Annotated in this window: 14 protein-coding genes; 8 read left to right on the forward strand and 6 right to left on the reverse strand. The window is 61.0% G+C overall.

The window, feature by feature from the left end:
- Positions 1–308 precede the first annotated feature (308 nt).
- Positions 309–908: a signal peptidase I gene (gene lepB, locus SH292x_RS06890; protein ID WP_442484854.1), complete on the forward strand. Its 600-nt coding sequence runs from the start codon at positions 309–311 to the stop codon at positions 906–908.
- A 33-nt stretch (positions 909–941) separates the two neighbouring features.
- Here the strand turns inward: lepB and SH292x_RS06895 are convergent, their stop codons facing one another.
- Complete coding sequence (locus SH292x_RS06895) at positions 942–1,592, reverse strand: hypothetical protein (RefSeq protein WP_442484855.1); 651 nt, start codon at positions 1,590–1,592, stop codon at positions 942–944.
- A 248-nt stretch (positions 1,593–1,840) separates the two neighbouring features.
- Between SH292x_RS06895 and SH292x_RS06900 the strand changes: the two genes are divergently transcribed.
- Positions 1,841–2,932: a 3-isopropylmalate dehydrogenase gene (locus SH292x_RS06900; protein ID WP_442484856.1), complete on the forward strand. Its 1,092-nt coding sequence runs from the start codon at positions 1,841–1,843 to the stop codon at positions 2,930–2,932.
- 94 nt (positions 2,933–3,026) lie between these two features.
- On the opposite strand, the gene SH292x_RS06905 is transcribed toward SH292x_RS06900, so the two are convergent.
- Positions 3,027–4,262, reverse strand: a complete 1,236-nt coding sequence (locus SH292x_RS06905) for a Glu/Leu/Phe/Val family dehydrogenase (RefSeq protein WP_442484857.1) — start codon at positions 4,260–4,262, stop codon at positions 3,027–3,029.
- A gap of 107 nt (positions 4,263–4,369) precedes the next feature.
- Here SH292x_RS06905 and SH292x_RS06910 point away from each other — a divergent pair, with 107 nt between their 5' ends.
- Positions 4,370–6,004, forward strand: a complete 1,635-nt coding sequence (locus SH292x_RS06910; RefSeq protein WP_442484858.1) for a hypothetical protein — start codon at positions 4,370–4,372, stop codon at positions 6,002–6,004.
- 171 nt (positions 6,005–6,175) lie between these two features.
- A complete protein-coding gene (locus SH292x_RS06915; RefSeq protein ID WP_442484859.1) occupies positions 6,176–8,128 on the forward strand; it encodes a hypothetical protein in 1,953 nt (650 codons plus the stop codon).
- Between the two features lie 87 nt (positions 8,129–8,215).
- Here SH292x_RS06915 and aroF read toward each other — a convergent pair whose 3' ends face one another.
- Positions 8,216–9,220 carry a 3-deoxy-7-phosphoheptulonate synthase gene (gene aroF / locus SH292x_RS06920; RefSeq protein WP_442484860.1) on the reverse strand — a complete coding sequence of 335 codons (1,005 nt, stop codon included), beginning with the start codon at positions 9,218–9,220 and terminating at the stop codon, positions 8,216–8,218.
- Positions 9,221–9,507: 287 nt separating this feature from the next.
- Positions 9,508–11,754, reverse strand: a complete 2,247-nt coding sequence (locus SH292x_RS06925) for an alpha/beta fold hydrolase (protein ID WP_442484861.1) — start codon at positions 11,752–11,754, stop codon at positions 9,508–9,510.
- A gap of 262 nt (positions 11,755–12,016) precedes the next feature.
- Between SH292x_RS06925 and SH292x_RS06930 the strand changes: the two genes are divergently transcribed.
- The 3 genes from SH292x_RS06930 to SH292x_RS06940 all read left to right on the forward strand — a co-directional run bounded on the left by SH292x_RS06930 (position 12,017) and on the right by SH292x_RS06940 (position 17,916).
- Entirely contained in the window at positions 12,017–14,518 is a 2,502-nt protein-coding gene (locus SH292x_RS06930; RefSeq protein WP_442484862.1) for a ComEC/Rec2 family competence protein, read from the forward strand.
- Positions 14,519–14,881: 363 nt separating this feature from the next.
- Positions 14,882–15,904, forward strand: a complete 1,023-nt coding sequence (locus SH292x_RS06935) for an acyl-CoA desaturase (RefSeq protein ID WP_442484863.1) — start codon at positions 14,882–14,884, stop codon at positions 15,902–15,904.
- Between the two features lie 236 nt (positions 15,905–16,140).
- Positions 16,141–17,916, forward strand: coding sequence for an endonuclease I family protein (locus SH292x_RS06940; RefSeq protein ID WP_442484864.1), 1,776 nt, complete (start codon positions 16,141–16,143; stop codon positions 17,914–17,916).
- An 87-nt stretch (positions 17,917–18,003) separates the two neighbouring features.
- Here SH292x_RS06940 and SH292x_RS06945 read toward each other — a convergent pair whose 3' ends face one another.
- On the reverse strand, positions 18,004–18,957 hold the full coding sequence (locus SH292x_RS06945) for an SRPBCC family protein (RefSeq protein WP_442484865.1): 954 nt from the start codon (positions 18,955–18,957) through the stop codon (positions 18,004–18,006).
- Positions 18,935–19,330, reverse strand: coding sequence for an ArsR/SmtB family transcription factor (locus SH292x_RS06950; protein ID WP_442484866.1), 396 nt, complete (start codon positions 19,328–19,330; stop codon positions 18,935–18,937). Before SH292x_RS06950 ends, SH292x_RS06945 begins: the two co-directional genes overlap by 23 nt.
- Positions 19,331–19,633: 303 nt before the next feature.
- Here SH292x_RS06950 and SH292x_RS06955 point away from each other — a divergent pair, with 303 nt between their 5' ends.
- The gene (locus SH292x_RS06955; RefSeq protein ID WP_442484867.1) at positions 19,634–20,155 is read left to right on the forward strand and encodes a hypothetical protein; all 522 of its coding nucleotides are present in this window, start codon (positions 19,634–19,636) and stop codon (positions 20,153–20,155) included.
- Positions 20,156–20,174: the final 19 nt, after the last annotated feature.

A 20,174-nucleotide genomic window follows, 5' to 3' on the forward strand; every position in this document is an offset into this window, starting at 1 on the left:
GCCACGAATGGAGATTGCCATGGATCACGATCTAAACGACGACCAACAGGGTTCGGATGGAGGGAAGTACTTTGATAAAAATCAACTTCCGGACCCCAACGGACCGGTGGCACCCATAACCAACACTGGGTCTACCTCATTCAGTTTAAAGCAGTTGCTGGCGGGCGTTGGTTTCGGATGCGTGGGACTAGGGCTCCTGGGCCCCGCTCTCATGTCTGGGTCCTGTGCTGGTGCCACTCGATCTTCGCGCCTTAACTGGCAGGAGCAGCAGGAGCAAATCAATCAAGCCATCAGCGAGCAAACGGTCGATGACGAATCAAGCCCGGCTGGCGAAACAGACGATTAAGTCGTGCCGGCAATACGTCACGCTGCGCGTTTTGTTTCGTGTGGCCCGCGACGCGTTTGCCGTCATTGGCTTCGCGCTGGTCGTGTACCACTCGTGTTTTCACACTTCGCGAGTGGTTTCAGAGTCGATGGCACCGACATTATGGGGCACCAGTCACACGTCGGGCGACCTAGTGCTGACCGAAAAGGTGAGCTACCACTTTCGCGCGCCTCGCCGCTGGGAGGTGGTAACTTTCCCGGGGCCGGGCGGAGTCGTCATCATGAAGCGAGTTGTGGGCCTGCCTGGGGAGAAGGTCTCGCTCAACTCCGATCGTCAGGTGGTGATCAACGGCCAAGTGCTCGAACGCCCGAAAGAACTTGCAAGCCTGAAGTACTATCCGTACGGCAATCTCAGCGGAGGTGCTGAAGTTTATTGCGACGACGGATACTACGTCCTCGGTGACGACTCGCGTGATTCGGACGATAGCCGATTCAATGGTCTATTGTTGCCGGAATTGATCCTTGGTCGCGCGTGGGCAGTGCTCGCCCCCGCCGAGCATCGGCGATGGGTGACTCCCGATTAGCGAGATAGCAAGCGACGGCACGCTCCTGCGTTATCACGAATGCCGACTTCCACCCCGCGACAATTCGTACGCCGTCAGCACACCGACCGTTACACACAGGAGTTGCCACACGTTGAGGGGTTGTCGCGGCAGGTTTTGGGGTTCGCCACTAAGGGCCCGGCGGGCGGGGTCGAGTTGGGGGGCGGTGTTAACGGTGGGTGTGGGTTCGTCTGCCGTTTCGGTTGAGTCGACGGTCTCTTCAGTTGCCGATGCGGCAGGTTCTTCGCCTTCGGCTGATGTCTCCGCCGCGGGTTCGGTTCCCGTGTCATCGTCGGCGGGTGGGTCGGTTGTTTCGGAGTCCTCGCCTTCGTCGACAACCGGGGCAGCCGCGACTTCGGTACGAGCGGGTGGAAGTGGAGCGGTCTCGTAGGCTTCGACGCTCTTCTTGCGAGTCAACTCGGAGGAGGCGTAGCTCGCACCGAAGATGGCCGCCAGGGCAACGAGCGCCGCTAGGCCTGCGCGGAGGAAGCTTGCCCTAGCGATCGCGCCGCCCGCCATAAGACGCGCCCCGAGTCCCGTCAGCAACCCAACCACAAGGGCGAACCATACGGTTTCTCGCCCCAGGGAGCTCTCAAGTCCGATCTGAGCGGCGACGCCAACGAGCGCGCCCACGACAGCGCCGATTAAAGATGGACCGAGCTTCATAGCGAGCCTCCCCGGAATCAAAAAGAAAAGAACAGTGGGCACCGGCAGGCGGTTGCCTGCGAAACCGCCTCGGCATCACCCAACGGTAGTCTACTACTCGCGGGGGCTGAGTTCCAAGAGTGAACGCGGCATTCTCGGCGAAATGACCCTGGCTCCGGGAAAAAACGCGGGCCTGCCAACGCCCAGATTGGCTTGGTAGACTGATGGATTACCCTAAGTTCATCGCAATTCGTCGAGGAGTTTACGCCATGCCCGCCCCGCTAAAACTTGCCATCATCGCTGGCGACGGAATCGGTCCCGAAGTGGTGGGCGCGGCGATGAACGTCCTCGCGGCGGCCGCCCCGGGATGCGGCGCAAAATACGAGGCAACGGAATTTCCGTTTTCTGCCGCTCACTACATCGAGACCGGCCATGTGCTCGACGACGCGGATATCGCGGAACTGAAGAAGTACGACGCCATCTTCCTAGGCGCCGTTGGTGGCCAGCCGAACGATCCGCGTCTCGCTGGCGGAGTGATCGAGAAAGGCATTCTGCTGAAGCTGCGGTTCGAACTCGACCAGTACATTAACCTTCGCCCTGTGACGCTCTATCCGGGTATCGACACGCCGCTAAAGAACAAAACGTCGGCCGACATCGACTTCGTCTGCGTTCGCGAGAACACCGAAGATCTCTACTGCGGCATCGGCGGGTTCGTCCGCAAGGGTACGCCGCACGAAGTCAGCAACCAGACAATGGTCGCCACGCGGTTTGGTGCCGAACGGTGCATTCGCTACGCGTTCGATCTCGCGCGGACTCGCCAGCGAAAGCACCTGACGTTGGTCCATAAGACCAACGTGCTGACCTTCGCGGGGGATACTTGGTTCCGGACGTTCAAGGAGGTAGCCGCGGACTACCCGGACGTGAAGACCGACTACCACCACGTCGACGCCTGCTGCATGTACATGGTGGCGAAGCCCGAAGTATACGACGTGATCGTGGTGCCCAATATGTTCGGCGATATCATCACCGATCTGGGGGCTGCGATCGCCGGCGGTATGGGTATCGCGTCGAGTGGCAACCTGAATCCCGATGGTACTGCGCCGAGCATGTTCGAGCCGGTACATGGCTCGGCTCCCGACATCGCCGGCCAGAACATTGCCAACCCGATCGCCACGATTGACTCGCTGGGGCTACTGCTTCGCGAAACCGGACGCATCAAGGGCGACAAAGCAGCGATCGCGTGTGGCGAAAAGATCGGCGCAGCAGTGAAGGCCGTCACCCCGAAGTTCGCCGGCAAGAGCCTCGACCGCTCCGGCTACGGCACCGACGCCATCGGACAGATGGTGATCGACGCGCTGTAGAAGCACGTACTGCAGAAGTGTAGTGGTCGAATCGAAACTACTATTAGCCCCGACCATGCTTGGTCGGGGCTATTGGGCTATCTAGAACGAAGCGTCATACCACGCCCGCAAGTTCCGTGGCACGGGCGACGCGTTGGATGCCGACCATGAACGCGGCGGTGCGGAGCGTGACTTTTCGCTCGGTGCTCAGGTCCCATACTTGCTCGAACGCCGTCGCCAGCATGTGGTCGAGTTCGCCGCGAACGCGGTTGAGGTTCCACTGATAGAACTGCCGGTTCTGAGCCCACTCGAAGTAGCTGACCGTCACACCGCCAGCGTTCGCTAGAATGTCGGGCAGGATGTGAATGCCTCGCGCGGCGAGAATGTCGTCGGCTTCGGGGCGCGTGGGCGAGTTGGCCGCCTCGATGATCAGCGAGGCCTTGATGCGATGGGCATTCTCGCCGGTGATCACGCCACCTAGCGCCGCGGGAATCAACACCGTGACATCAAGCTCTAATAGATCGTGGTTGGTGATGTGCTGCGCCTTGGGAAAGCCTGCGAGCGAGTTGTGGTGCTCGCGGGCGTACCGCACTGCCTCCATCACGTCGAGTCCTTCGGGATTGTAGTAACCACCCGAAAGATCGCTAATCGCCACCACTTTGCACTCGGCCTCGGCCAGGAACTTCGCAGTGTGCGAACCGACGTTTCCAAACCCTTGGATGGCCACGGTCGCGCCACGGACCTTGCGCCCGAGTCGGCCCAGCGCCTTGACGGTCTGGATCCCCACGCCACGCCCCGTGGCTTCTTCGCGCCCCGGGATACCATAGTGCTCGACAGGCTTACCAGTGACGACGGCCGGATTGAAGCCAGCGTATTTGTTGTACTGGTTGACGAACCACGCCATTACTTCGTGGTCGGTCCCCATGTCGGGCGCGGGAATGTCTTTGTCGGGGCCGATGAGTTCGTGGATCTCGTCGACGAACTTACGGGTAATGCGCTCCTTCTCGCGCGAGCTGATCACCCGGCTGTCGACGGTCACACCACCTTTGGCACCGCCAAAGGGGATGTTGACGACCGCCGTTTTCCAGGTCATCAACGAGGCGAGCGAGCGGACTTCGTCGAGGTCGACTTCGTGGTGATAACGCAGTCCACCCTTCATGGGTCCGCGGGCGCGATTGTGCTGCACGCGGTAACCGATGAGCGACACCAAGCGGCCGTCGTCCATTTCGACGGGCAGTTGGACCGTAATTTCGCGCTCGGGCGTCGAAAGAAGTGTCCGCATATCGGCTGAGAGATCTAACTCGTCGGCCGCCGCATCGAAATACCGCTGAACCGCTTCGGATGCCTTCATTCGATGTTCCTCAAGGTGACTCTGTTTGGCCCGAACCCTGTTTGCCGAAGTGCGACTTTCGCGTAAGCTGAGGTGAACATCTTAGCCGATTTCCACACTTGCCCGCCATGTCTGACTTTCAGATCCGCACCGACAGTTCTTCGCTTGCGGAGCGTCGTGCCGAGCGACGGCAGAAGAAAACGAAGCAGATGGTGATCCTGGGGGCCTCGGCGGCCGGCCTCTTGTTTCTCGTCTTGATCGTAGCGAGTCTCACGCAGTCGGGCGAGGCACCACCCGTGCCACCTGTGGCGCAAGCACCGCCGGTGGCGGGTTCGCCCAATGCGGAATCCGCTGGCAACCGATTAACCACGGATAGTACAACCGCAACGGAGGCCAACCTACCAGCAGCTCCAGCCACGCCCGTCATCGACGACGATGGCAAGACCATGTGGATATCGCCCACCAATGGCCCGGCGATTGATCTCTCCGGATTGCCACCTGGTTGCGAGATGTTCGTAGCCCTGCGCCCAGCCGAACTCTTGGCGACAAGCGAAGGGCAGAAGATGATTGCGGCCCTCGGGCCGCGCGGGCAGCAAGGATGGAGTTACCTGCAACAGACGATTGACGTACCACTCGACGATGTAGCAGAAGTAGTCATTGGTTTTCGACCGGCGAGCAGCACGGCGATTGAAGCGGCAATGGTCGTCACGCCAATGCCCGGAACCACACCACCAGCGAAGGGGCAGGCACTCGGCGACGAGAAGAGCAGGGTGGTGATTGCGAGTCCGGCACTGCTCACTGAAATCAAAGAACTGGAGGGAGCCGCCCCGCCACTTCGCCGCGAGATGGAGTCGCTGGTCGCCACGACCGACGCCAATCGCCAAGTGACAGTGCTCGTGGCTCCGACGTTTTTGTTCCACGACGGTCGATCCATGTGGTCGGCGAGCGTTGCGCCACTGCGGAATACGCTGTTTTCGGTGATCCCCGAGAGTACGCGGGGTGCGGCACTCAGTCTGAATGCCGACGACGATTTCTTCGCTGAGTTGCGGTTGGTGGCGACCATCGATCAGAGGCCCGAAGCTTTCGCCAAGGCCTTCGCCGATCGGATCGCCGAGTGGCCCGCGATTGCCGAGCGGGCGATTGCAGCGATACCCGCTTCACCCCACAGCGCGACAGTGGTCGCGCGACTTCCAGCGATGCTACGGGCGATGATGCGTTACCAGCGCGTTGGTTTCGAGCGGGATCAGGCGATTCTCCGCGTCTACCTTCCCGAAGCCGCCGGTCACAACCTGCTGATGGCCGGCGAGTTGTTGCTCGCCGAACAAGCTTCGGGCGGAGGTGGCCAGGGCTCGATGGTCGCGGTTGCCACTGCTTCAAACGAGCCCAAGTCGCTGGAAGAGGGCCTCGCGAAAGTGACGAGTATTGCCTTCGCTCGCGATACGCTGGAAACAGCCATCCAGTTGCTCGCCGACGAAACGGGGGTCGACATCATGCTCATGGGTGGCGACTTGCAACTTGATGGCATTACGAAGAATCAATCGTTCGCCCTCGACGAGAAGGACAAACCGGCGAGCGACATCTTGGTCTCGATCCTCCGGCTCGCCAACCCCGATAAGACCGCCACCGGTCCGGCCGATGTGAAGCAGAAACTGGTCTACGTGGTGGGCAAGAACCCGGCTACCGGAGCCCCCGCCATTCTCGTCACCACCCGGGCGCAGGCCGAGAAGCGGGGGGACGTGCTCCCCGCAATCTTTACGGAATAGTCACAGTTTTAAGCAACTGGAGCGGCTGGCCGTAGCCATTATTTCGCCTGTAGGGGCTGCGCCACTGTTTGGATGTGGTAAGCTGGAATAGTCGGGCACACTTTCGGCGTAATACCGCCGTACACTATTCTGCCCCTCTGTAACGACTCCGTTGACCCGCACGCCTCTGTCATGCAGCCTTTCCCAGTCATCTGCGAAACGTGTGGTGCCAAGCTGAAGGTGCGCGACCCGTCGGCGGTGGGCCAGATTCACGCCTGCCCCAAGTGCGACAGCATGGTGCTGATCGCGCTGCCGGCAGCGATGGCCGAATCGAAGTCTTCCGCGCCAAGCTTGACCACCACGTCCTTGGCGAGCGCATCGACCATGGTCCCGGCTGACTTCGCCACGGAAGTCGACGACCTGCTCCAGCCACCGTCCCTGGTGCAAGAAGCCGAGCTGTTCCACGAGCCGGTTGCTGACCCCGCTGCGAGCGATGCCGAGATTACAGCTGCCGTTGGCGGCGGAGCGAGCAGGTCCCTTTGGATTTGGGGTGGCGTGGGATGCGCGGCTTGCTTCTCCGTCGGTCTGCTGGTTGCGGCCTGGATGTCGGGCTCGGACGAGCCAGTTACCCCGCAAGTGGCCGCCAATTCGGTGGCACCGGTGCCTGCCGACGAAACGAAGCCTCCGGTTGAACAGAAACCATCGGACACCACGAGTGAGTCGGTAGCCGTCAGCAAGCCGGTGATCGAAACTCCCGAGCTTCCGCCATTAGAAGCATTAGGCGAAGCAACCGAGGAGCCGGTGACCGCGTCTGCTCCCGAACCACTACCCGCGTTGCCTCCTGTACCTACCGAGGAAGAACCTGCCGAGGAAACGGAGGTAGCTGCAGCCCCTCAGCGGAAGCCACTCCCCACGATCGATCCTCTGGCGATCGACTCGGCGAACCTCGACCTGCTGCTCATTCCCGACGCCGCCGATGCGGCTCCCGCGCAGCCCGTAATTGCTGAGGCGACGGAGCCGATCGTCGATGAACCGCGGGATGCAGTGGACCTCCCCGCGCCCGCCGGTGACCGCCGGTTCGAGCCCGGTTCGGCGAGCCGCGGGCCATCGTACGCCGAAGCCTTGGCCGAAGGTGAGCTCGACTCGCGACTTGCAATGAAGTTGCCCGCCGTGGCTTGGAAAGACGTTCCGCTGGTGGTGGCGTTCCGCGAGCTTGAACAACTGTCGGGCGTCCCCGTGACAGTCGACCCCGAGGCCTTGAAGATGGCGGGAGTAGACGTTGCACGCGGTATCTCGGTAGAGAGCCAAAACTCGACCGTACGCGAGCTGGCGGCGAAGGTTGCCGCCACGGTTCGGCTCCAAGTAGTGCCAACGCCCGACGGACTGGCGCTCGTAAAAACCGGGGCCGACAAATGGCGTAACGAAGTGAAGTACGACGTCGACGATTTAGCGTCCGACGCCGTGGCGACGCAAGCGCTGGCGGATCTAGTTCGCCAGGTGGTGGCCCCCGCTAGTTGGGACGATCGCCGCGCCAAGATGCGGGTCGAGAACACCAGCTTCTTCACGAGCCAAGAAACCGCGGTCCACTACGACACACTGATTTTCCTTGAGCGCCTGCGTCTAGCCCGCGGACTTCCTGCTCGGAGCAAGTACCCGGCGGCGGCGCTCGCCGTCGAGCCACGGCTGGCTTCGCTGGGTGATCGACTCAAACGGCCGATGACCTTTGCGTTCGTCGACTGGACACCACTTGGCGAGGTGTTCGACTACTGGCAGCAAACGGGGCGAGTCACCATCCTGACCGACTGGCAGCAGCTTGCCGACCAGGACCTGCGGCCACTCGCGACGATGGCTGGCTCGGTGGACAATCTCGGATTTGCCGCCGCGATGGACGCGTCTCTCACACCACTCGGACTGGCGTGGGTGCCGGTGGATGGCAATACGATCGAGATCACCACCCGCGACACCGCGGACGCCACTAGGTGGGTCGAGTTCTATCAAAACGCCGATGAGACGGAGCTACGTGATCGCATTGAATCCCGCGTCGATCCCGCTTCGCTCGAACACTACGTCATCTCCCCCGATGCATCGGGGAAGTTCGTGATCGTGTACGGAAATCGCGAAGTCCATCAGGCCGCTGCGAAGTAAATAGCAGTTGGCACTAGCCGGAGGCACGATTACCTCCGCGACTTCGCGGTCCGCTTGGCGGCCCGGCTAGTGATCGCGTGCCCGATTCTACAGCGTGCGATCAACGGCTTCGGCCACCCGGCGGCACTCGGCCATCATTTTCGCGAACGCCGTGCAATCGAGCGTTTGGTAACCATCGCTCATCGCATGCTCGGGCTCCGGATGCACTTCGACAATAATGCCATCCGCCCCGGCGGCCACGGCCGCCTTGGCCATCGCCGGCACGAGCGCCGTGTGACCCGTGCCGTGGCTCGGATCGATGACCACTGGCAGGTGAGTCTTGGCTTGCAGGTAAGGCACTGTTGCCAGCGGCAGCGTGAAACGCGTGTGTGCTTCGTAAGTGCGAATGCCGCGCTCGCAAAGCATGACGTTGGGATTGCCACCGTCCAGAATGTACTCAGCCGCCAGCAGCAGTTCGTCAATCGTGGCGCTAGGACCACGCTTCAGCAGCACCGCGCGATGGCTCCGGCCACACGCTTCCAGCAGGCGGTAGTTCTGCATGTTACGGGCACCGATTTGCAGCACCTCGGCGTACTCGCTCACGAGTTCCACGTCCTCGGGCGAGACGACTTCGGTAACCACCGCGAGGCCGGTCTCCTGGCGAGCCGTTGCCAGCATCTTGAGGCCCTCTTCCTTCAGGCCTTGGAACGCGTAAGGACTGGTGCGGGGCTTGTACGCACCACCTCGAAGTGCCGTGGCACCGGCGGCTTTCACGGCACGGGCGGTCGCGACGATCTGCTCTTCGTTCTCGACGGAGCAGGGGCCCGCGATCATGCCAATGTGCGTGCCACCCACCGAAAGCGAACCGGCTTTGATCACCGATCGTTCGGGCTGCGTTTCGATGCTGGCGAGCTTGTAGGGCGCGAGTACCGGCATCACGTTGTCGACGCCGGGCGCGCTTTCGAGCTTTCGCAAGTCGCCCGACTTGCGTTCGTCGCCAATCGCGGCGATTACCGTTCGCTCGGTACCGCGGAGCAGCGTGGGCTTGAGTCCGGCATTTTCCACTTCGGCAATCATGTGTTCGATCTCCGCCTCGGTTGCGTTGCGTTTCATTACGATGATCATGTTCGGTCGGGGGGTAGCAGGAAGGATTCGGGGTTCAGGATTCGATAGTTCAGCTAAGCGACACAAGCCAAGAAACGAAAAAAGCCCTGAGAACCATGGGGTTCTCAGGGCTTTGGTTTCTTCGTGCTAGCTTGCAAGGACAATCAGGCACAACCTCCGGCCCCGGAACCCGGGTGGGTAAAGGTAAACCAGAAGTAATACCAGTAAGTGCCTTGCATGGTGCTTAGTATCGTCCCTGACGGCGGGGAACGCAAGGGAATTCCGGAGGCGAAAATCTAGGCATCCTCTCCGGCATTCTTCTCCTTCTTCTCCACCTTCGGCATCGCCATCTGCTCTTCCGACAATGCCTCTTTCAGCCCGGGCACGTCGCCCGCACCGGTGGGGACGTGGATGCTCGAGCCTTCGAGGTCGTCGCCGATCGGTTCGTAACGACCTCCCAGGATGCCGGCGAGGAAGGCCTCGGTCACGGCGTTGAAGCTGGTGTTGTTCTCGGGACGGGCGAAACCGTGGCCCTCGTCGGGGTAGAGTACGTAAGTGACGGGGATGTTCTTTTCCTTCATCGCCTCGACGATCTGGTCGGCTTCAAGCTGCGTCACGCGGGGGTCGTTCGCACCTTGGCCAATCAGCAGCGGACGCTGGATCTTGTCGACGTGCGTCAGCGGCGACATCTTCAGCAGCTCGGCCTGGCCCTCGGGCGTGCTGACGTCGCCCACGCGGATCTTCATCACGGGCATGAAAGGTGCCCAGTAGGGCGGAATGTTGTTGAGCAACGTCACCAAACTACTGGGCCCAACAATGTCGACACCGCAGGCGAACACCTCGGGCGTGTAGGCGAGGCCGACGAGCGTGGCGTAGCCGCCGTAGCTGCCACCCATGATCGCCACCTTGTCCTCTTCGGCAATCTTGTTGTCGACAGCCCACTTCACGGCGTCGAGCAAGTCGTCGTGCATCTTTCGCGACCACTCGCCGTTGGCCTTGTTGATGAAGTCCTTGCCGAAGCCGGTCGAGCCACGGTAATTCACGGCAAGTACGGCGTAGCCACGGTTGGCTAGCCACTGGTGGTACGGATTGAAGCCCCAGCCATCACGGGCCCAAGGACCGCCATGCACATCGAGGATCATCGGCACCGGCCGGTTCGGAATGCCATCGCCGTCCTCGTCGGTGCCCGGCGGCAGAGTGAGATAGCTCACCAAGTCGAGTCCGTCGCGGCTCTTGATAACGGGCGAATGCATCTTCACCAGCGGGTACTGGTCGAGATCGTCGCGGTTGCTGAACAGGTAACGCATCCGCGCGTCCCCTTCGGCTTGGCGATCGTAGATGTAGTATTTCACCGGACCATCGTCGAGGATGTACGCAATGCTCCAGTAGCGATCGTCGAGCGTCCGCCCCGTGACTTCGAACTCGCCGTCGGCGAAGTTGGTAAGGAAATCGATGTCGCCCTGGATGGCGTCGTCAAGCACTTTCCACTCGCGACGGGCGAAGGTGAACGACACGGCCTGGATGGTGTGCTTGGTGGGATGCGCGAGAATGCCACCGACATCGGCTTTGGCGTCTTCCGCCAACAGCTTGGACTCGCCCGACTCGAGATTTCGCTCGAAGAGTGCTGCCGTGTTGCGATCGCGGCTGTCCTCGTAGTACAGCACGTCGCCAGCCTTGTTAAAACCAGCCGGCCCACTGGTCATCGCGTCTTCGGGGCCGAACTCTTCGATTACTTCGAAGTCGGTATAGCCCTTGTCGCCGGGCTCCCCTTTGGGTTCCAGCCATACCTGGCCACCCGTCGGTGTGTAATTGAAGCCGAGGCGGATCTTGTAGTTGTCGTCGGCCACCAGCGCAGCGAGGCCGGGGTTCTCCTGCACCAGCTTGCGCTCACCGGTCTTCAGGTTCACACGATGAATGTCGTGGAGCTGCGGATTGCGATCGTTGAGTCCGACCAGCACCTCGTCAGGGAACTGCTCACTGGCACCGGCGATGTTTGCGTTAACGCCATCGATGGGCGTCAGGTCGATGGTGGTTTTATCGTTGACGTTGGTGGCGTAGACGTGCCAGTTCTCGTCGCCACCTTTGTCTTGCGTGTAAAGAATCTGCTCGCTGTTGTAGGCCCAGCTATGCCCGCGAATGCCGCGGAGCTTGTCGTCGGTTACTGGCTTGGCGCTCGCGGGGTCGTCGGCCGGGGCGACCCATACGTTCATCACCCCTTGGCCTTCTTCGTCCCCTTCTTGCTTCACGGGGGCTAAGAAACTTAGCCACTTGCCGTCGGGGCTGAGTCGAGACTGCGACCGCTGGGGATTGCCAAACAGCACGTCGCGGGGAATGAGTTTCACGTCGGCGAGCACTTTCGACATCTCTATGGTGTTAGATTTCTGCTTTGTGGTTTTGGTGTCGTCGGCTTCCTTGGTAGCCGCGGGCTCGGGCGACTCACTGGCCGAGGCCGCTGGTTTCGAGCAACCGATCATGGCAATGGCGGCGACAGCAAGTAGCCAAAGCGCGAGTTCCGAAAACGTGCTTAGGGCGTTTTTTAGCATGGCGGGACAACCTCCGTGGTGGTGCTGGTGAGGCGGCGGCCTCCTGGGGCACGCCGGCGACGCTAGCGGGCGATCTGGGTCGGATGGCCCTGCTAGCTGTCGCAGTTCGCCGAGTATATCCCACTCGGGCGAGGACGGCGACCACCGCTCAGAGTGCTTCGCGCCCTCCATGGATACGCCGCCGGAGGCCAAAACGTTCGGCATCCAGTGGGCCGGTTAGTTAAACTGCTAGCACTCGAAAGTCCGCGCACCAACGGTTTCCATGAGCCAAGTTGCCTCCACCACGTCAACGCCACCACAGCGAGCACGCCGCCGCGCGCCCGTGGTGCTATTGGCTGCTGGTGCGGCAACGGGCATTGTCCTCGAGCGGTTTGGAATCACCACGCTCGGCTTTGGCTATTGGTGGGCGGTGGCAACCCTCTTGCTCGCCATGTGGTATCTGCTCCACCACCTGTCGCAGGCGTGGCTCGCTGGTGCGTGCCTGCTGGCGACAATTGCGGCGCTCGCCGGTGGGTGGCATCACTGGCACTGGAGGCTCTACCCAACGGATGAAGTCGGATTGATGGCGACTCTCGAACCGTATCCATGTTGCTTTGAAGCGATCGCCGACGCCGCGCCCGAACGCATGGCAGCCGCGCCCGACACGCCTTATCGAGCCATCCCGCAAGGCGAGAAAAGCCAATTGCTGCTCCACGTTGTTCGCATTCGCGATGGCGAGCACTGGACCGAGGCAAGCGGTCGTTGCGAACTGATTGTCGACGGCCATTTGCAAGGCGTTGGGGCCGGCGATCGCCTGCGGGTGTTTGGCGAGTTCCGCGCTCCGTCGCCTGCGCGCAATCCGGGACAGTTCGACTACGCACTCCACTCACGTGCTTCGCGCGAGCTCTGTTTCATGCGAAGTGGTTCGCCCGACTGCGTTACTGTATTATCCGAAGGGAGTAGCTGGTGGCCCGAGCGGTGGATTGATTCGGTGCGCCATGGGTGGGAGCGCCAGCTTTGGCGGCTGCTCGGCCCCGAGCGGGCACCCACTGCCGCCGCGCTTCTATTGGGCTCGCGCAACACCATGCCTCGCGAAGCTATCGACGCGTATCGAGTGACCGGTGCGCTGCACGTCCTGGTGGTGTCGGGCATGCACGTGGGCATCTTGATGAGCTTAGTGCTGAGTCTGCTGGGTATGGGATGGCTACCACGCCGGCAGGCGCTTTTGATAGCGATCGTCATCGTGGTGTTCTACACCTTGCTCACGGGTGCCCAGCCTCCGGTGGTTCGAGCCGCCGTGCTGACGGTGCTGCTGTGCCTAGGCTTGTGGTACGACAATCAACCGTTCGCGATCAACTCACTTGGCATCGCGGCGGTGGTGGTGCTTGTGCTCAATCCCTCCGACCTGTTCCAAGCAGGGACGCAGCTCAGTTTCCTCTGCGTCGCCGTGCTGATGTGGTTCGCCTCGGTGAAATGGCTCGCACCGCTATCGCCCCTGCAATTCTTGCTACGAAGCGTCGAACCTTGGTACCAACGAGTCGCCCGAATCGCCCTCGCCTGGGCGGGCTGGACCGTCGCGGCGACGCTGGCCGTTTGGATTGTGTCGCTTCCGCTATTGCTTCAGCAGTACAACCTGGTGTCGCCAATCGCCATCGTCATGTGCGTGCCAGTGTTCCTGGTGGTCGGTTGGGCTCTGTATGGTGGCGTTGCCATGCTAACCATCGGCTGGCTGGTGCCACCGTTGGAGCGTCCGCTCGCGTGGCTCACGGGCAGTTGCATCGACGCGCTCAACCAAATGGTGAACTCGACAAGCCAGTGGCCCTACGCCTACGCGTGGACGCCGGCCCCGTCGCTGTGGTGGGTGCTCGGTTGGTACGTGCTGATGCCCGTGCTACTGGCGGCAGGCGGATTTCGTTTTGGCTGGAGCCGTACGGTGCAGATCATTGCTCTATGGATTGCCATCGGAACGCTGCCCGCGATTGCCGCGCGATTCCAGCATCGCGATTTCCAAGCAACGTTTCTCGACGTCGGCCACGGCATCTGCGTGGTCGTCACCACGCCCGAGGGCGCCACGCTCCTCTACGATGCAGGCTCGTTGGGGTCGGGCACTCACGCTGCCGATGCTATCTCCGGTTACCTCTGGTCGCGTGGCATCCGCACGATCGATGGTTTGGTGCTTTCGCACGCCGACATCGACCACTTCAACGCCGTGCCGGGACTCGTCGATCGATTTCGTATTGGTAGGGTGTTCGCCACGTCGCGAATGTTCCCCCCGATCGATGACAACAGCGATCATTCCGCGCCCGCTGAGTTGCAGCGAACACTCATTGCCCATGGCATTCCCATCGAAATCGTCGAGCTCGGCGACAGGTTGACACTCGACGCCACGACGCACGCCGATGTCATCTACCCCGACCACCTCGGCAACCTCGGTAGCGACAACGCCAACAGCTTGGTACTCGCCGTCGAGTTCGAGGGTCGCCGCATACTGCTACCCGGCGACTTGGAGGCTCCGGGCATCGACTTCGTGATGGCCGAGCCGCCGCTTGATACCGACGTGCTGTTGGCGCCTCACCACGGAAGCAAGAATAGCGACCCCCCAGGCTTCGCCGCATGGAGTACTCCGGAGACCGTTGTGGTGAGTGGCGGGCCGGCCACCGTGGACCCAAACGTGGCGGCGAGTTACCGCGATCGGGGTGCCCAGATCCTTTACACGGCGAAAAGTGGCGCGGTGACGGTGCACATTCGCGATAAAGTGGTGGACATAGACAACTTCTTGCCCTAGCCGAGAATTTACGAGGGTTTCGCCAATTGCTGGCATTTTGATGAACCGGCTGGTAGCGAACCGCGTACTACGAATAGCCTAAAACCGCCGAAAATCGCGAGGTGGATCCCCGCAGTGGGCTAGCCTTCGTGGGTGAAAACCTCTATCTTCGAACCCAGGAATTGAGATAGCTTTTCGGCATCTATTACCGAGCATCAGGTTTCGCCCTCCCCCCGAATTGAAACCCCCCCTCTGAATCGCGGAGCCAGGTTGAGCTCAGCGACACCCAACCCACCAAAGGCAGCCGGACGCTTTTACCTTGCCACTCGTATCACTGGCTGGTTGGACCGCGCGAACCTTCGCCCCATGGAGAAATTCTAGACGATGAGTCTACATACCAATACGAATAACGAGACATCCACCAACGTCAGCGTCCCCTCGCTGAAGAATCGGCCTTCGTCCAAGTCTCGCAAGCTGGAGAAAGTCGAAACGAGCGAGCCGCAGTTGATCGATGGACGACCACCAGCGAATTCGCCCGCAACTTGGGCGTTGGGCCTCGATTGGCCCGTGGTGATTTGGATTGGCGTTGTGCACATGCTGGCACTGGCCGCGCCGTTCTTTTTCACTTGGCAGGCCTTTGTGGTTTGCATCGTGCTCATTCTGGCCACCGGCTCGCTGGGTGTCTGCATGGGCTACCATCGCCTGCTGACGCACGGCAGCTTCAAAACCTACAAACCGATCCGCTGGTTGCTCGCCACGCTTGGCGGCTTGAGCGGCGAAGGATCGGCACTCGCTTGGGTGGCCAACCATCGCAAGCACCACAAGTACAGCGACCACGAAGGCGACCCCCATTCGCCCCGCCACGGCAAATGGTGGGCGCACATGCTGTGGTTCATGCCCAATTGGGGACAGAAGTCGAGTGATGATCTGCTGGACCGTTACGCCAGCGACTTGATGAAGGATCCCATGATGCGGTTCCTGCACAAGATGTTTCTCCCCAGCCATCTCATCCTTGCTGTTGGGCTCTTCCTATTGGGCTATTATGGGACGTTTATTGGCCTCGAAGGAGGCTGGTTCGATGGTCTCTCGATGTTGTTTTGGGGCACCGGTGTCCGGATGGTCTATGTGATGCACGTCACGTGGTTCGTCAACTCCGCCACTCACCTTTGGGGTTATCGCACCTACGAGACGACGGACGACAGCCGCAACAACTGGTGGGTCGGCCTTCTGGCCTTCGGTGAGGGTTGGCACAACAACCACCACGCCTATCAGCGTGTCGCCTCGCAAGGCCACAGATGGTGGGAAGTCGACGTCACCTACTGGGTGATCCTCGCCATGGAGAAGACGGGCCTCGCCTGGGACGTGATCCGCCTGAATGACGTCAAACGCCGTGCATCCGCGATCTAGTCGCTCGACCGTTTACCAACTACAAGCGTTTAATAGCCCCGACCAAGCTTGGTCGGGGCTATTTTTATGCGCTGGGTCGGACAATCAATGAGCCCCGGTTGCGGTTGGTCGCAGCCGATTTTTCCCAAAGAATGTCGGCTCAACCCGCGACGTGGCGAGGTCTCATGGGTAGGCTAGGGGGTTTGGAGGCGCGCCGGAGGAATTCGCTGTTGTACCGCTTGCTCATAACTCTGATCGTGGCTGTCTCCATTGCGCACGCTGTGGGTGCGGCAAATATCCCGCCAGGGTACTACAGCTCGGCCACCGGCACCGGCACGACGCTCAAATCGCAGCTGCACAACATCATCGATGGCCACACGATGTTCAGCTACGACGCGCTGCGGACTGCTTTGCAGGTGACCGATGCCGACCCCAACCGCCCCGGGCATATGCTGCTGGTGTACGACCGGGTCTCTCTCGATTTGTCGGACGTGGGAAGTAGCATTCCGGGGTGGGACAATGGCAATTCGTGGGACCGCGAGCATACTTGGCCGCGAAGCCGCGGAGTGGACACCAGCGGGCCAGACAATTCCGACTTGCACATGCTCCGGCCCAGCACGCCCAGCGTAAATTCGGCGCGTGGAAGTCTGAACTTCGGTGGGGCGTACGGTCAGCCCTTCGGCGAGGTCAGCGATGGAGGCACCAAGTGGTACCCCGGCAACGCCGACGCGGGCATGATCGCACGCCAGATGTTCTACATGGCGGTGCGGTACGATGGCAGCGATTCGGCTACGGAGAACTTGGAACTCGCCACAGGGAATCCAGGTTCGACGCTGGGAGATTTAAATCGTCTCGTCGAGTGGCACTACGCGGCTCCGGCAGACAGCTTCGAAGAGAACCGCAACGACATCATTTACGAAGACTACCAACGCAATCGCAATCCGTTCGTCGATCACCCCGAGTGGGTATGGAGTGTGTTCGTCGACCAAGCGAACGACTCTCGAGTCTCGCTCACCGGAACCACTCCCGCCGCCAACGGTTCTAGCACGTTGGAGGTCGACTGGGGACGAGCGTACGTCGGACAGGCTGTCTCTACTCCGTCTATCCCCGGCATCGCCAAGACGGGAAGCGATGGTACTTACGTCCGCGTTTCGTCGACAGAGATCGGGGGGCAGTACGACGCCGATGGAACCTATGCTTTTCGCCTGGGCTCGGCACCGGCGGTGACGTTTGGTGCGGCCGGCCTCGCCAATACCTCGGTTGCCGGGCAGTTTAGCGGCACGATTACGGTCGACAATCTCGATGTCACCACCGCTGGCGGGCAGGGTCGCGGGGCGAACGATGCCAACGACATGATCAACCTGAGTTTCGACGTGCTCAACCACCCGGTGGCTTCTTTTTCTCAGAACGCCAACCTGCGCAACACGACCATCGATCTGGGCTCGTTCGACCAGGGGAGCGGCCTCTTGGAACTAGCCGCCGGCTCCGTGTTTAATCTCCTCACTGGTGGCCCTGCGTTCGCGGCCAATCTTGATCTCGACTCCGTCCAGACCACGGGCGATTCCGACGTGCTCGGGCTATCCCTAACAACGTTCGCCGACCTCGTGCAAGGCGCTGCAGTTTCGTTCGACGCGGTGTTCGACACCTCGGTGGCAGGCAGCTATTCGTCGACGTTCGAGTTCATGCTCTCGGGCGAAGATTTGCCGGGCGAGCAAACCCAAACCCTGTCGCTCACGCTCTTGGCGGACGTTATCGCCATCGGGCTCGAGGGGGACTTCAACGACGATGGCTTCGTGGATCTCGCCGACTACGTCGTGTGGCGTGACAACTTGGGGAGTTCGCACGGCCTCGCAGGCAATGGCGTCGACGATGGCATCGTCGATGCACTAGATTACGCGGCCTGGAAGTCGAATTTTGGTGCCATTCTCAGCACGTCCACAGCGACGACCACGGTGCCAGAGCCCTCGACCAACGTTTGCATCGCATTGCTGGGGTTGGCCATGTTCGCCGCGAGCAAGATGCGGCGCGCCTGAATCAGCTGTGAGCGAAATACCTGACTCACCCATAGCCCCGACCAAGCTTGGTCGGGGCTATCTTGGTTTGGAGTTCAAACTATTCATTTAACCGTTCGCTAGCAACTCTTCCAGTTGGTCGAACGATCCTGTCCAGCCTGCCGTCATGCCGCTTCGTTCCGCGGCGAAGGCGGCGAGTTCGTCGGAGGTGACTTCGCCAATCGCTTCGGACGTTACGGTCACACGTGTCTGGTCGGCACCTTCCGCCGTAAGCTCTACCGTGGTCAGCATGGTCGAAGGCCAGACTGGTGCCATGGGATGGTGGCAGAGCTTCTCCTCGGCGTCGCAGAACTGCTGGGTGTAGACGATGCGGCTTGGCGGATTGATCTCCAAATACTCGCACCGGCCGTGCAGTGTCATGTCGGCATCATTGAACATGCGAAAGAATGTGCTTCCACCCGGCTGAATGTCTCCCCGAAGGAGTTCCATCTTAAACCCAGCAGGGGGCAGCCACTGTGCGAGGTGTGCAGGGTCGGTCCACATGTCGAACACCTGCTCGACCGTGGCGTCGAATGTGCGATGGATCACGAAACGCTCGACCCCTTCACGGCGATTTGCCAGATGCTCGGCCAAGCGATCCCACGTGGCGTTGCCGCCCGCCTGCTTGATGAATTTGGCGATCTCCTTGGCAGCCTCGGGCGTCGCGAGTGCCATGGTCATGTCCATGGTGGTCCTGCCATCCGCTTCGCTAAACAGCACCGTCACACGAAACAGCGGTGGACGGTCGTCGTACCCGCCGTGGTCGTACACCAGCTTTCGGTGTTCGTCGATCTCGAGGTAGACAGTGTGGTTGGGATAGTCCGTCCCGTCGGGCCCGTGCATGGTGTACCGCCAGAAGCCGCCAGTCCGGAAGTCCTTGTCGTGCGTCGTGATCGTGAACCCCCGAGGGCCCCACCACTGGCCAACCTGCTCGGGGTCGGTCCAGGCGTCCCACACCATCTGGACGGGGGCGTCGTACACGCGGACGAGGCGAAGCTCGTTAGGCTTTTCGCTTCGGGCCATTTGGCTTCCCTTTCGATTTCGTTTTCTTGACGTCCGCCTTTTTCTTTTCGGCGGTTACGGTCTTTAAATACTCTTCAAGGCGGTCAAAACTCTCTTCCCAGAACGCCCGGTACTGCTCCATCCACTCCACGGCATCCTTGAGCGCTTCGGCCTTCAATTGGCACGGCCGCCGCTGCGCGTCGCGCGTCTTCTCCACCAGCCCGGCCTTTTCGAGCACCTTCAGGTGCTTGGTCACCGCCGGCAGGCTCATGCGATCGAGGAACGGCTCGGCAAGCTCGTTCACGCTCGCCTCGCCCCGCGTGAGGCGCGCAAGCATCGCCCGCCGCGTGGGGTCCGCGAGTGCCGCAAAAGTTTGGCTAAGCGTATCTGTCATCGGATGAAACCAGTGGGTTAATTAACCGTGTGGTTTAATTTAGGCGTAGGCAGGATGGCGGTCAAGTCAGGTGCCTCACCCCTTCCATCCAGATTGGCAGATTTCCACGATTGGCGTCGGGCTACCGCTGGCCGTATATTGCGTCCACTTGTAACGCACGTAAGCGTACATCAGACGACTCGTGTGATTCGACGAGTTTGCGTCGAGTCCACTCAACATCTACTGAGGGATCAAGGAATGGATGGCTGCCAACACCGCTCAACACCCGGCCTAGGGAGAATAGGCGCACCGCAAGTGGGCTTGATGCTTCTTCTTTTGGGGCTGGCGTCAGGTTGCGTCGAGGAGAAAGTGGATGGCACCACGCACACGTTCACGTACGATTGGTGGATCCCGACGGTCATGCTTCTGGGAGGAGTGCTCGCGATTCCGATTGGCTTAGCGCTCAGACGGACCTCGTCGCGTTTCGGGTGGGCGTTGATTATCGGAGGTCCCATTGCAGCGCTCGGCGTAGCACCTTCTCTATTCCTCGATCGTTCGGTAGTGGACGACCAGCACTTCTCTGTCCGCTCCGGCATCTGGGGCATGACTGCCATTCATGATGTCGACTACGACCAACTCGCCCATGTTCGTTACATCGTGGAGGAGTCGACGGGGCGGCGTGGACGCAAGAATCTCGATTACTACCTGGTATGCACCCACCGCGACGGTTCCTCGTCGAAGATTCCGATGGGTAATCCCTGTGCCGAAGCCGCGGCCGTGGAGTTCCTGCGACGCGCAACCGCGCTGAATATTCCGATACACGACGAAACGCACGGAGCGCACTAGACGCAGAGAGCGCCCCTCA

It is taken from the genome of Aeoliella fuhlenseeensis (assembly GCF_052161615.1).
GTDB lineage: Bacteria > Planctomycetota > Planctomycetia > Pirellulales > Lacipirellulaceae > Aeoliella.